Here is a 13,414-nt window from a genome sequence, read left to right on the forward strand (position 1 = left end):
TCTATGGGGTCCGATCATCGCACACTGGTCTTAGCCTGAACTGCCAGCTTGACCGGTCAGCTGGCCATATCGAGCACGATGCGCCCTTCGATCGCACCCTTGTGCATACGATCGAACACGTCGTTGATATCTTCCAGCTTCGCGGTCGCGACAGTCGCTTTCACTTTGCCGTCGCCTGCGAAATCGAGCGATTCCTGCAGATCGAGCCGGGTGCCCACGATCGATCCGCGCACCGTGATGCCGTTCAGCACCATGTCGAAGATCGGCAGCGGGAAATCACCGGGCGGCAAGCCATTGAGCGCGACCGTTCCGCCCCGCGAAACCATGCCGAGCGCCTGCTCGAACGCCTTGGGGCTTACCGCCGTGACCAGCACGCCCTGCGCCCCGCCGCTTGTCTCGCGCTTGATCGCGGCGGCCGGATCGATCTCGGTCATGGCATTGACCGTAACGCTCGCGCCGAGCTTGCGGGCCAGATCCAGCTTGGCATCGTCGACATCGACCGCAGCCACGTTCATGCCCATCGCCTTGGCATATTGCACGGCCATGTGGCCCAGCCCGCCGATGCCCGAAATCACCACCCAGTCGCCCGGCTTGGTATCCGTGACCTTCAGGCCCTTGTACACAGTCACCCCGGCGCAGAGCACCGGCGCGATTTCGGTGAACGAGATATTGCCCGGCAGGTGGCCAACGAAGTTGGGATCCGCGATCACATATTCGGCAAAGCCGCCATTCACCGAATAGCCGGTGTTGAGCTGCTCCTCGCACAGGGTTTCCCAGCCGCCCAGACAATGCTTGCAGTGCCCGCAGGCCGTGTAGAGCCAGGGCACGCCGACCCGGTCGCCTTCCTTCACATGCTTCACGCCCGCGCCGACGGCAGAGACGAACCCCACGCCTTCGTGCCCTGGAATGAACGGAGGCTGCGGCTTGACCGGCCAATCGCCTTCGGCCGCGTGCAGATCGGTATGGCACACACCGGAGGCCTGGATCGCCACCTGGATCATGCCGGGGCCGGGTTCGGGGACCGCCACTTCCTCGATTGTCAGGGGTTGGCCGAACTCGCGCACCACAGCGGCCTTCATCGTCTTGGGCATCGTCTATCTCCCTTTGGTTTCAGGACACCCCCCTGCTTTTCCCTGGTTAGATTGGCCACTTGGCGAAGATCAATCGGGGCCGTGCAAGGGCGGCCCTCCCCTGTCCCGAATTCGAGACGGTTCACGGGATGCAACCGTTTCACCGCTTACCGGACCCCGCTCGCCGCACATTCGGCGCCTGACGCAAATGTTCATCTGACGTTGTGGATCAATGAACAAACACGCGCGTTGTCACCACGCCCCACCCAGCAAAGCACATATGAGGGACATCCTATGCGAAAAGCTATTCTGGCCGCCTCGATGGCGGCCTTCGCCATCCCGGCCACCGTTTCCGCGCCCGCTTCCGCGCATGACCGCCGCGATGAACGGCACTATCACCGGACCGACAACGGCATCCGCTACTGGCGCGGCGACAATGGCCGCTATTATTGCCGCAAGTCCGACGGCACGACCGGCCTGTTGATCGGCGGCGTTGCCGGGGCACTGGTCGGCCGCTCGATCGATACGCACGGCGACCGCGCCACCGGCACGATCCTCGGCGCGGCCGCCGGTGCCTTGCTCGGCCGCGAAGTGGACCGCAACAACTCGCGTCCGCGTTGCCGCTGATCTCTTCTCCATCATGACGAAGGCGCACCGTCCCAACGGGCGGTGCGCCCAATCCCTGTTCCTACCCCTGCCCCGGTCCACGCCCGGTCCACGCCCGGTCCGCGCCCGGTCCTCAGGGGCATTCCCGGCACAATCGCGGCAAGCCCCCTTTCCTACATCGTGCCGCTATGCTCCAATGGAGGGGATGTCCCAGTTCAGCCTTCCTCCTTTTTCCGCCCGTTCCGCAAGTTACGATGCTGGTGCGAGGGGAGGCCCGGCTTCTCTCTCTGGACTGTGTAAACCGTGTCAACCTGCACTCACGATGGCGGGCTTTCGATGAGCGCGCGGCCTGCCATGCTGGTCACTGGCGGCGCCAAGCGAATCGGCGCGGAAATCGCGCGCGCCTTTGCCGGTGCGGGCTGGCACGTGGTGATTCACTACGGCCGCTCGCGGGCACAGGCCGAAGCCCTCGCGGCCGAACTGCCCTCTGCCGAGATCGTCAGCTGCAATCTCGACGACTGGAACGAAGGCCCCGCAATGATCGCCACGCTGGCGGAGCGGCTGGAGGACTGGCGCGTCCTGATCAATTGTGCCGGCGTATTCGATCTCGATACCGCGCAGGATCTGGAACCGGCGGTTTTTGAAACCGCCATGCAGGTCAATGCCGGCACGCCGGCCCGGATCGGGCAGGCTTTCCTGGCCCATGCCCGCAGCCCCCGGGGCCGCCGCCTGATCCATGTGACCGACCAGAAGCTGCTCAATCCCAATCCCGACTTCTTCTCCTACACGATGAGCAAGCACGCGATGGCCGCGACCATCCCCATGCTGTCGATGGCGCGCCCCGATCCCCAAGACCGCGTTTACGGCCTCGCACCGGGCGCCATCCTTGCCAGCCACGACCAGACCGAGGCCGAAGCCGAAGTGTCACACCGGATGAACCTGCTCCACCGCAAGGCCACTCCGGGGGACATTGCCGGCGCCGCCCTGTTTCTGGCCGGGGGCTGGCTTGCCAGCGGGGAGACGATTTTCGTCGATTCCGGGCAGCATCTGCTCGCGCAGGACCGCGACGTGCTGTTTCTGGCAAGGCGATGACGTTTTTTGCACGATCCCGGACTGGCCTTCGGCCGGAATGCCGCTAGACTTGGACTTCCCCCTTGGGCTTTGCCCGCAAGCCACTGAGTGCCATGGCTATTCTAGACCGCTTTCTGCAACGCGGCGTCCGCCAGGGCGTCCTTGAAGTCGCAAGACCGGACGGCAGCGTCAGACGCTTCGGAACACCCGCCGAAGGGTTCCCCGAAGTGCGGCTGCGTTTCACCGATTCATCGGCCGAACGGCAGATCCTCACAGACCCCCGGCTTGGCGCCGCCGAAGCCTTCATGGACGGCAAGCTGGTGCTCGAAGAGGGGGACATCATGGCCCTCATCCAGCTGCTGCGCGCCAACAGCCGCTGGGACAAGGGCGGCGAAGTCAAGGAGAACTCCGCCTTCAAGAAAATGCGCGCCCGCGCCGTCACTCTGATCGACGGCGTGAACCGCGCCGCGCGCGCCAAGGCCAACGTCGCCCATCACTACGACATCGGCAATGCACTCTACCGCCTGTTCCTCGATGGCGACCACATGCAGTACTCCTGTGCCTACTGGTCCCGCGAGGGCATGACGCTGGAGGATGCACAGGAGGCCAAGCTCGCCCACATCGCCGCCAAGCTCGCGCTCGAACCGGGCCAGAAGGTACTTGATATCGGCTGCGGCTGGGGCGGCATGGCGATCTATCTGGCGCGCCACACGGATGTCTCGGTGAAGGGCATCACGCTCAGCGAGGAGCAGCTCGCCCTCGCCCGCGAACGCGCCGTCGCGGCGGGCGTGGCGGGCCGGATCGAGTTCGAACTGGTCGATTACCGCGACTTGGCCGCGCGCGGCGAGACGTTCGACCGGATCGTCTCGGTCGGCATGTTCGAACACGTCGGGCAGGCCCAGTTCGCCCGCTATTTCCGTGACTGCGCGAAGATGCTGACCGACGACGGGGTGATGCTGCTCCACACCATCGGCCGCATGGGCGGCCCCGGTGCGACCGACGCTTTCACCCGCAAGTACATCTTCCCGGGCGGCTACATCCCCGCCCTCAGCGAGACCGTGGCCGCCAGCGAGAAAGTCCGCCTGATCGCCACCGACGTCGAAAACCTGCGCCTCCACTACGCCCTGACCCTGCGCGAATGGTACAAGCGCTGCGTGGCGAACCGGGACGCGATCACCGCCCTTTACGACGAGCGTTTCTACCGCATGTGGACCTTCTACCTCGCCGGCGCGACCGCCGCGTTCGAGAGCGGGAGCATGTGCAACTACCAGATCCAGTTCGCCCGCAACCGCCATGCCCTGCCCATCACCCGCGGTTATATGCCCCAGCGCGAGGCACAGTTCCTGCAGAGCCGGTGAAAACCCGGCATTGCACCGCGGGCCCTGCGCTGTTAGGCGCGCGTCGCATTTCCCACTTTGATTCCAGTGGAGCACGTCGCGCCCATGTCTGACATCAAGAAGGTCGTCCTCGCCTATTCCGGCGGCCTCGACACCAGCGTCATCCTCAAGTGGCTGCAGGTCACCTACAACTGCGAGGTGGTGACGTTCACCGCCGACCTCGGCCAGGGCGAGGAGCTTGAGCCCGCCCGCGCCAAGGCGCAGCTGATGGGCGTGCCCGACAAGCACATCTATATCGACGACCTGCGCGAGGAATTCGTGCGCGACTTCGTCTTCCCGATGTTCCGCGCCAATGCCCGCTACGAGGGCGACTACCTGCTCGGCACCTCGATCGCGCGCCCGCTGATTTCCAAGCGCCTGATTGAGATCGCCCACGAAACCGGCGCCGATGCCGTGGCCCATGGCGCCACCGGCAAGGGCAACGACCAGGTCCGCTTCGAGCTCAGCGCCTACGCGCTTGACCCGAGCATCAAGGTCATCGCCCCCTGGCGCGAGTGGGAGCTGACCAGCCGCACCGCGCTCATCGCCTGGGCCGAGCAGCACCAGATCCCCGTCCCCAAGGACAAGCGCGGCGAAAGCCCCTTCTCCACCGACGCCAACCTCCTGCACACCTCCTCCGAAGGCAAAGTGCTGGAAGATCCGTGGGAAGAGACCCCCGACTACGTCTATTCGCGCACCGTCAATCCCGAGGATGCGCCGGACCAGCCGGAATACATCACCATCGACTTCGAGAAGGGTGACGGCGTCGCTCTCAACGGCGTCGCGATGTCGCCTGCCACCCTCCTCACCCAGCTCAACGAACTTGGCCGCAAGCACGGCATCGGCCGCCTCGACCTCGTCGAGAACCGTTTCGTAGGCATGAAATCGCGCGGCATGTACGAGACGCCGGGCGGCACCATCTACGCCGCCGCCCACCGCGGCATCGAACAGATCACGCTCGACCGGGGCGCGGCCCACCTCAAGGACGAGCTGATGCCGAAGTACGCCGAGCTCATCTACAACGGCTTCTGGTTCGCCCCGGAGCGCGAGATGCTGCAGGCCGCGATCGACCACAGCCAGGCCCGCGTCAACGGCACCGTCCGCCTCAAGCTCTACAAGGGCATGGCCTCGGTGGTCGGCCGCAAGAGCCCGGATTCGCTCTACTCCGAACGCCACGTGACGTTCGAGGACGACGCCGGCGCCTACGACCAGAAGGACGCTGCGGGCTTCATCAAGCTCAACGCCCTGCGGCTGCGTCTGCTGGCCCAGCGGGACCGCTAAGCCCGGTTCGGGACGGGCACACGCCTTCCCGAATCTTTTGAATCACTTACCTCCTTTCAGGCGGCCCGTTGCCAAAGCGCGACGGGCCGCTTTTGCGTGGGTAGCCCTGCCTCAGCCCGGCCTGTAGGAGTCCCGGCCATCGTCAACAGCGAAGCGTGGTCGGTTTTGTCAGTTCAGCGCACCGGATTTCTGGCCGCCCTTGCCATGGCCGCCACCCTGCCCCTCGCCGGCCCGGTGCTCGCAGATACGGACGCTCCCACCCTGGCGCTCGCCGCCGTTGATTCCGCCATCACCATCGCCCCGCGCCCCGCCGCCGCGATCGCCCCGGTAGCCGAACCCGCGCCGCAGTTCGAGGCGATCGGCGAAGGCATGGCCAGCTACTACGGCCGCGAACTGGCCGGCGCGCGCACCGCCAGCGGCGAGCGTTTCGATCCCGCCGCGCTCACCGCCGCCCACCGCACCCTGCCCTTCGGCACCCAGGTGCAAGTAACCAACGAGGCCACCGGCGACTCGGTCGTGGTCACGATCAACGACCGCGGCCCGTTCCACGGCAACCGCGTGATCGACCTCAGCGAAGCCGCCGCGAAGGAAATCGGCCTTGCCCGCATGGGCAGCGGCCGCGTCCAGCTCGCCGTGCTGACGACCGACACCGCCAACAACTGATCGCCCGCCCTTTCCGCACACCTGCGGAACGGAGCATCCCTGCGCCGCGCTTTCGCGCTCCTGTGATCCTGCCGGAAAAGGTCAGGCCGATACGCCGCGCGCGAGGGGGGTGTTTGCCGCGCCGTACCGGCCTTCACCGCTGCAAACGGCCCACAGCGCCTTGCGTTCCCACCCTTTTTCCGCCTTTCGCCCAGCCGTTCCGGGGCAGCGACGAGTCGCCAGGTTGACACGGTTTACACAGTCCAGAGGCAAATCCGGTCCGCCCCCCGCCAGGGATTTATACTCCATGGGAGCGCTGTCCTCGTCCCCCTCCCCCATCAGCGCCGCATCGACGCGGCCGAAGGCACAGCCCTGCCAGCCGTCCCAGCGCGCCGCGCTCGCCGCCCGCAAGGGCGCATAGCGCGGCACCGGCGGATAGACCGGATCGGGCAAGTGCCCCGGCCGGTCCTCCGCGTGCGGCGCATGGCCATGCGCCTCCTCATAGGCGCGCTCGACCGCTTCGGCCGCCTCGTCCCAGGCCACGTTCGCCGCGATCCACGCGGGCTCGGCGCTGGAAAGCACATAGGCCGCGCGCCCCGGCGGCAGCGGCAGAGGATCATGGGCCCCGCCCCAGCCCTCCAGCGCCCGGTCCTCTTCGAGCACGCGCACGTCCTCATCCACCGCATCGGGCACACCCTCGGCCCCACCTTCGGCCCCACTTTCGACAAAGTGCGCCTCCGGCCGCTCGCCTGCGACCATCGCCAGCAGCTCGTCGAACCGGTCCTCGCACGGCCCCGCATCCTCGGCCATGCGATCAAGCCGAGCGAGATGCGCCAGCAGCAGCCGCGTGTCATAGCGCCGCTTCTTGCCCACCAGCTCGCCCCGGAACCACACCGCCTCCTCGATCCCGTCGAGCGCGCGCGTCGCCAGGACTTCCTCGGCATGGCGCCGCGCGAGCACCAGCGCCGCCTGCCAGCCTTGCGCAAAGGCCCCGTCGCGCCGCCGCAGCAGATAGGCCGACTGCCGGCTCATCCCCACCCGTGCGCAGGCCGCCCGCACATCGCCCTTCTCGGCCAGATGATGGAGAAACCGCACCTTGCGATCCCCGTCCCAGGCATGATGCGGCACGAACGCCGGATCATCGCACGCGGGCGGCTTGCGGCAGAACCCGCCCGTCGCCGGACAAGCCCACTCGCTGACCACGCCGTCCGGCGAAGGCACCGCCCTCGGCGGCACATCCCCCTGATAGAGATCGTCATAAGACGGATAGCGCGCCGCGAACCAGGCATCGTCCCGCTGATCGATGGGCAGATCGTCATCCGGCAGCCCGATATCCCGCTCCACCGGAATCCACCCCCGCCCAAACCGCGTAGACGGCCGATCCCGTTCCTCCCCGAGCTCGTCTCGGGGAGGGGGACCGCCCGGCGCAGCCGGGTGGTGGAGGGGCACAGGCGGCATATCCTGCCCCATCCCTTCCCCATTCCCGCTCGCCCTGAGTCCTGAGCCCGTCGAAGGATCGAAGGATGGTTGTTCCGGCGCATCCGCACCCAAACCGTCAGCAAAGTCCGTCATCGTCCACCTCGCACAAAGCGGGAAACCCGCAGGAAGAGGCCACGGCACGGCCCGGACGGCGGCGCCGAGGTGAACGAACCATCTATCGCAGTTCGGGGGCTGTAGGAAAATGGTTTGAAGGCGGGAGGAAGGATGATGCGAGGGCCCCTTCGACAAGCTCAGGACCCTCGCGCTCCCCATACTGTCGGCGATGTGCCTTGCGGCTACGCTGGGCTCACCACTTGCAAGCCTTACCCTATTCTTCGTCATCCCCGCCCCCCCCTTTTCGTCATCCCCGCGCAGGCGGGGATCCAGCTTCGGACGTCGCGTACCCATCCAGCCGTTGCGCACTGGATTCCCGCCTTCGCGGGAATGACGAAGTGGTGTTACGCGAGGTTGCCCCTCACCACTTCCCGCCAAGGTCCTCGATGGCTTTCAACAGCGCCCGCTTGGAAGCCGTGCGGTTCTTGCCCGAATTGCGCGGTACTTCGACAGCCCCCGTCTCCTGCGCAAGCGCTTCCGCCCGGCGCGCGATCCGCCTGTCGAGTTCGGTGAGCGTCACGGGCTCACGCTTAGGCTTGAAGGTCTTGAAGGCCATAAGTGCCTGCCGTTTCCTCTGCGATATGCCTATCTATATATAGTCCATATCGAGCCTTTTGCACACAAGGGTCATAAAGTTACGAACAAACCTGAATTGTTATTGCAAGCATCCAGAACAAGCCTAAACGGCCGAGTTGCAATTTAACAGGGGACATCTTGTATATGCGGCGATTCTTAGCGGCGTGCGCGCCGCTGGCTCTTCTTGCATCTTGTGGCGGTGGATCAGGAGGAAGTAGTGGTACAGGGACATCTCCAACTCCCACCCCAACCTCCACACCGACGCCAACCCCCATACCAACGCCGACGCCTTCCTATTTGACCTTCGCCGATCAGCAGAGTGATCGCCGATATGCAACGGCGTGCGAGCAGACAGAAGGGCTTGATGGGATTAGCATGCCCATCTCCGGAAGCTCGGAAGTCTTCTCACGGGATGGTGCTATTGCATACTTGAGCGCAAGCCAGTCCTATTCGGTGCTTAACAGCACTCCAAATTTCACGTTCGGTCCCGCCGATCTTGTCAGTTCGAGCACGACTATAATAGACTATCACCATGCGGGTTCTGATAGCGAAGCAGCCAACTTCACAATTGAGAATCCATCGTCTGCATTCACCTATACGCGCCGGTCGAATTTACTTTCGCAGTTTGTACAGGGTCCGGGCGGTACTGATGGCCGCCGAATTTTCTGTGTGCTCGGCACCCCAACCAGAACGGACGATATTCCTCCACAGTCAAAGGTCAATTTCACCCAGTTCGCCATCAACGGCGTGATTTACGACCGCCGCTCGGGCAGTACCAAATTCTACACGGTCAGCAGTGGCAGCGCTACGCTGAGTGTCGATCTCACGACGGGTGTGGTGGCGAGCAATCTCTCGCTGCACGGTGTAGATAGTCAAGGTAACACTGTCGATCTTGGCCCCTACAATATGCAAGCCAGCATCGACATTAACACCGCGGGTTTCTTCGGCGTCCCTTCGGTTATCGAAACCGGGACGGCAGCTGGATTTGAAGGTGGATTCTACGGTCCGCAAGGCGCTGAATTCGGCTATGTTTTCCACGAATATCGGTACGCGCCGAATAGCGGACAGTTTGATCTGGTGTTTCTCGGATCTGTTGTGGGCAAGCGGTAGGGCTTAAAAGCTCTCCGCCACCGTTCCCCTCCACCATCCTTCGGATGGTCCCCCTCCCCGAGCAAGCTCGGGGAGGAATGGTCACTTCTCCAGCAACGGCTTCAGATAATGCCCCGTGAACGAGCGCGGGTTCTGCACCACCTGTTCGGGTGTGCCAGCGGCAATGATCTCCCCGCCGCGCACGCCACCTTCGGGGCCGAGGTCGATGATCCAGTCGGCGGTCTTGATCACGTCGAGGTTGTGTTCGATCACCACCACCGAATTGCCCTGGTCGACGAGGCGGTGGAGCACTTCGAGCAGTTTGCGCACATCCTCGAAGTGGAGGCCGGTGGTCGGCTCGTCGAGGATGTAGAGCGTCTGCCCGGTCGAGCGGCGGGCGAGTTCCTTGGCGAGTTTCACGCGCTGGGCCTCGCCGCCCGATAGCGTCGTCGCCTGCTGGCCCACCTTGACGTAGCCGAGGCCCACTTCGTTCAGCATGTGCATCTTGTCGCGGATCGGCGGCACCGCCTTGAAGAACTCTTCCGCGTCCTCGATCGTCATGTCGAGCACGTCGGCGATCGAGTGGCCCTTGAACTTCACTTCCAGCGTCTCGCGGTTGTAGCGCTTGCCGTGGCATTCCTCGCACGTCACGTAGACGTCGGGCAGGAAGTGCATCTCGATCTTGATCAGGCCGTCGCCCTGGCACGCCTCGCACCGGCCGCCCTTGACGTTGAAGCTGAAGCGCCCGGGCTTGTAGCCGCGCGCTTCCGATTCCGGCAGGCCGGCGAACCAGTCGCGGATCTGGGTGAAGGCGCCGGTGTAGGTGGCCGGGTTGCTGCGCGGGGTGCGGCCGATCGGGGACTGGTCGATCTCGATCACCTTGTCGCACATTTCGAGCCCGGTCACGCGGTCGTGCGGCCCGGCGATCACCCGCGCCCCGTTGAGCGTGCGCGCGGCGGCGGCGTGGAGCGTGTCGAGCGTGAGGCTGGACTTGCCCGAGCCGGACACCCCGGTGACGCAGCAGAAGGTGCCGAGCGGGAACTTTGCCGTCACGCCCGTCAGATTGTTGGCGCGCGCGTTTTCCACGGTGATGAAGTGGCCGTTGCCCCGGCGGCGCGTGGCCGGCACCTCGATCCGGCGGGTGCCGTTGAGGTATTGGGCGGTGAGGCTGTCCTTGCATTTCAGCACTTGCTTCAGCGTGCCTTCGGCCACCACCTCGCCGCCGTGCACGCCCGCTCCGGGGCCGAGGTCCACCACGTGGTCGGCGGCACGGATCGCGTCCTCGTCATGCTCGACGACGATCACGGTGTTGCCGAGGTCGCGCAGGCGCTTGAGCGTGACCAGCAGCATGTCGTTGTCGCGCTGGTGGAGGCCGATCGAGGGTTCGTCGAGCACGTAGAGCACACCCGAGAGCCCCGAGCCGATCTGGCTGGCAAGCCGGATGCGCTGGCTCTCGCCGCCCGAAAGCGTGCCGCTCGTGCGGTCGAGATTGAGGTAGTCGAGCCCCACGTTGTTGAGGAAGCCCAGCCGCTCGTTGATCTCCTTGAGGATGGCCTTGGCGATCTGCTGCTGCTGGCTGGTGAGCCTGCCTTCCAGCGCGCCGAACCACGCGAAGGCATCGGCCACCGACAGCCGCGCGGCGTCCGCAATGTCGCTCTGCGCGATCTTCACGCTGAGCGCTTCGGGCTTGAGGCGCTTGCCCTCGCAGGTCTCGCAAGGCTGCGCGGTCTGAAACTTGGACAGTTCCTCGCGCATCCAGGCGCTGTCGGTCTGGATCATGCGGCGGTTGAGGTTGCCGATCACGCCTTCGAACGGCTTGGTGACGGTATATTCCTTGCGCCCGTCCTTGAAGGTGAGCGGGACCGGCTTTCCGGCGGTGCCGTAGAGGATCACCACCTTGACCTCGCCCGGCAGGTCCTGCCACGGCGTCGTCAGGTCAAACCCGAAATGCGCGGCAAGGCTGGAGAGCACTTGCATGTAGTAGGGGCTCGGCGGGTTGGACTTGGCCCAGGGCACGATCGCCCCCTGCTTGAGCGTCAGCGCTTCGTTGGGCACCACCAGCTGCGGATCGAACAGCAGCTTCTCGCCCAGGCCATCGCAAGCCGGGCACGCCCCCTGCGGCGCGTTGAACGAGAACAGCCGCGGCTCGATCTCCTCGATGGTGAAACCGGAGACCGGGCAGGCAAACTTTTCGCTGAAGACGATGCGGTTGGGCGGCAGGCCGGCGCCCTTGAGGTTCTTGCCCTGCCCTTCCTCCTCGCGCCCCGGCACGTTGCCGTCCGCCAGATCGACATAGGCCAGCCCCTCGGCCAGCTTGAGCGCCTGTTCGAAGCTGTCGGCCAGCCGCGTCTGGATGCCGTCTTTCACGGCGATGCGGTCCACCACAACCTCGATGTCGTGCTTGTACTTCTTGTCGAGCGCGGGGGCGTCCTCGATCTGGTACATCTCGCCATCGATGCGCACGCGGGTGTAGCCTGCCTTCTGCCACTCGGCCAATTCCTTGCGGTATTCCCCCTTGCGCCCGCGCACCACCGGCGCGAGCAGGTAGAGCCGCGTGCCCTCGGGCAGGGCCATCACCCGGTCCACCATGTTGGACACCGTCTGCGCCTCGATCGGGAGGCCCGTGGCGGGAGAATAGGGAATGCCCACCCGCGCCCAGAGCAGGCGCATGTAGTCCCAGATCTCGGTGACAGTGGCCACCGTCGAGCGCGGGTTGCGGCTGGTGGTCTTCTGCTCGATCGAGATCGCGGGGGAAAGCCCGTCGATATGCTCGACATCGGGCTTCTGCATCATCTCCAGGAACTGGCGCGCATAGGCCGAAAGACTCTCGACATAGCGCCGCTGCCCCTCGGCATAGATCGTGTCGAACGCAAGGCTGGACTTGCCCGAGCCCGACAGGCCCGTGATCACGATCAGCTTCTCGCGCGGAAGCTCGATATCGAAGCCCTTAAGGTTATGCTCGCGCGCCCCCCGGATCGAAATCTTGGGCACGGTGATGTGGGTGAGACTCATGGGGAGCGTATGTTCCAGATTTGTTCGCACCAATCAAGCTGGCGCCGGGACGTTACCCTCTAGATATGCGCACGCGTCCGCAAGGCAATGGCCGAGCGGTCTCACGACAGCGCCCAACCGTTCCTACCGTCCCTTTAACGCTTCGTCGCAACGCCTTTGCAAAGACTTTCCGGATAGGATTAGGAGCACGAACAAGGGACAAAAGGGACCGGGACACCATGAGGGTATCGCATTTCACACCGGCGCTCTGCGCGCTGGCTTTCGCTGCAGCACTGGGTTCAGCGCCCGCGCAGGCCGATGATCCGAAGGACCCGGCCATGCGCACGGCCGAGGCGCGCGCGCGCGACAAGGCCATCATCAAGCAGCTCAACGAGGACCAGCTTGCCTATGTCCGCAAGCGCGATGCGGAATACGCCAAGGGCTGGGAAGCCTATCGCGCAGCCGAGGCGGGCAATCACTACGACGCCGACCAGCGCGCCTACGACGACGCGCACCGCGACTACGAATCCGCCATGGACGCATGGCGCCGCGACGTCGCTGCCTGCCGGGCGGGATACTACGAACACTGCGCGCGCTGACCGCCGGAGGCCGTGCCGCACGCTTGCGTGACGGACCGGCCATGCGGTAAATTCCGGCGGGCTTTTCTGTCAGGATAATCGCCATGCCCCGAATGCGCCGCGCTTTCGCCGTACCGTCCGCTTGCGGAGCCCTGCTCCTCGCCGCGCTCCTGCCTGCCGCATGTCCTGCAGCGGCCCAGCCTGCGCCCGCCGCCACCGAAACCGGATCTGTAGGCACACCTGTGGACATGGACCCCGAGCCGGGCGATCCGGTGGCCCGGTGCCGGGAACTCAACCGCGAACAGGCCTGCCTTGCCCAGGAGCAGCTGGACGCCAATGCGGCCAGCCAGAAAGCGCATGACGACGCGGTCGATGCCGCCAGGATGCAGACACTGCGCGACAACGCCGCCTATTCCGCAGCGCTGGAAGCCCACCAGAAGGCGGTCGACAAGTACCACGCCGACTACGCCGCCTGGGAAAAGATCGTCGCGGCCTGCAAGCGGGGCAACCGGAAACTGTGCCCTCCAGCCAAAGGCAACTA

The 13,414-nt window shown here is 65.1% G+C and carries 12 protein-coding genes; 8 read left to right on the plus strand and 4 right to left on the minus strand.

The window, feature by feature from the left end; translation table 11 throughout:
* Nucleotides 1–56 precede the first annotated feature (56 nt).
* Nucleotides 57–1,091, minus strand: coding sequence for an alcohol dehydrogenase AdhP (adhP, locus tag NN5_RS21675; protein WP_067738191.1), 1,035 nt, complete (start codon nt 1,089–1,091; stop codon nt 57–59).
* Nucleotides 1,092–1,364: 273 nt separating this feature from the next.
* Between adhP and NN5_RS21680 the strand changes: the two genes are divergently transcribed.
* The 5 genes from NN5_RS21680 (at nt 1,365) to NN5_RS26430 (ending at nt 6,067) form a co-directional block, all read left to right on the plus strand.
* Nucleotides 1,365–1,697, plus strand: coding sequence for a glycine zipper 2TM domain-containing protein (locus tag NN5_RS21680; RefSeq protein ID WP_067738193.1), 333 nt, complete (start codon nt 1,365–1,367; stop codon nt 1,695–1,697).
* 315 nt (nt 1,698–2,012) lie between these two features.
* Nucleotides 2,013–2,768: an SDR family oxidoreductase gene (locus NN5_RS21685; RefSeq protein ID WP_067738195.1), complete on the plus strand. Its 756-nt coding sequence runs from the start codon at nt 2,013–2,015 to the stop codon at nt 2,766–2,768.
* Between the two features lie 92 nt (nt 2,769–2,860).
* A complete protein-coding gene (locus tag NN5_RS21690) occupies nt 2,861–4,105 on the plus strand; it encodes an SAM-dependent methyltransferase (protein WP_174523925.1) in 1,245 nt (414 codons plus the stop codon).
* 84 nt (nt 4,106–4,189) lie between these two features.
* Nucleotides 4,190–5,404: an argininosuccinate synthase gene (locus tag NN5_RS21695; RefSeq protein ID WP_067738197.1), complete on the plus strand. Its 1,215-nt coding sequence runs from the start codon at nt 4,190–4,192 to the stop codon at nt 5,402–5,404.
* A 96-nt stretch (nt 5,405–5,500) separates the two neighbouring features.
* Nucleotides 5,501–6,067, plus strand: a complete 567-nt coding sequence (locus tag NN5_RS26430) for a septal ring lytic transglycosylase RlpA family protein (protein WP_245656653.1) — start codon at nt 5,501–5,503, stop codon at nt 6,065–6,067.
* A gap of 81 nt (nt 6,068–6,148) precedes the next feature.
* Here NN5_RS26430 and NN5_RS21705 read toward each other — a convergent pair whose 3' ends face one another.
* A complete protein-coding gene (locus NN5_RS21705; RefSeq protein ID WP_067738200.1) occupies nt 6,149–7,390 on the minus strand; it encodes a hypothetical protein in 1,242 nt (413 codons plus the stop codon).
* Between the two features lie 610 nt (nt 7,391–8,000).
* On the minus strand, nt 8,001–8,195 hold the full coding sequence (locus tag NN5_RS21710) for a hypothetical protein (protein WP_067738203.1): 195 nt from the start codon (nt 8,193–8,195) through the stop codon (nt 8,001–8,003).
* 395 nt (nt 8,196–8,590) lie between these two features.
* Here NN5_RS21710 and NN5_RS25405 point away from each other — a divergent pair, with 395 nt between their 5' ends.
* Nucleotides 8,591–9,325: a HupA family protein gene (locus NN5_RS25405; protein WP_157081258.1), complete on the plus strand. Its 735-nt coding sequence runs from the start codon at nt 8,591–8,593 to the stop codon at nt 9,323–9,325.
* Between the two features lie 81 nt (nt 9,326–9,406).
* On the opposite strand, the gene uvrA is transcribed toward NN5_RS25405, so the two are convergent.
* A complete protein-coding gene (uvrA, locus tag NN5_RS21720) occupies nt 9,407–12,316 on the minus strand; it encodes an excinuclease ABC subunit UvrA (RefSeq protein ID WP_067738208.1) in 2,910 nt (969 codons plus the stop codon).
* A gap of 218 nt (nt 12,317–12,534) precedes the next feature.
* Between uvrA and NN5_RS21725 the strand changes: the two genes are divergently transcribed.
* Nucleotides 12,535–12,894 (plus strand): hypothetical protein, encoded by a 360-nt coding sequence (locus tag NN5_RS21725; RefSeq protein WP_067738211.1) that lies wholly within the window; start codon nt 12,535–12,537, stop codon nt 12,892–12,894.
* Between the two features lie 83 nt (nt 12,895–12,977).
* On the plus strand, nt 12,978–13,414 hold a 437-nt coding region (locus tag NN5_RS21730), incomplete at its 3' end, for a hypothetical protein (protein ID WP_157081259.1).

This window comes from Novosphingobium naphthalenivorans NBRC 102051 (genome assembly GCF_001590985.1).
In the GTDB taxonomy this organism is placed as follows: domain Bacteria; phylum Pseudomonadota; class Alphaproteobacteria; order Sphingomonadales; family Sphingomonadaceae; genus Novosphingobium; species Novosphingobium naphthalenivorans.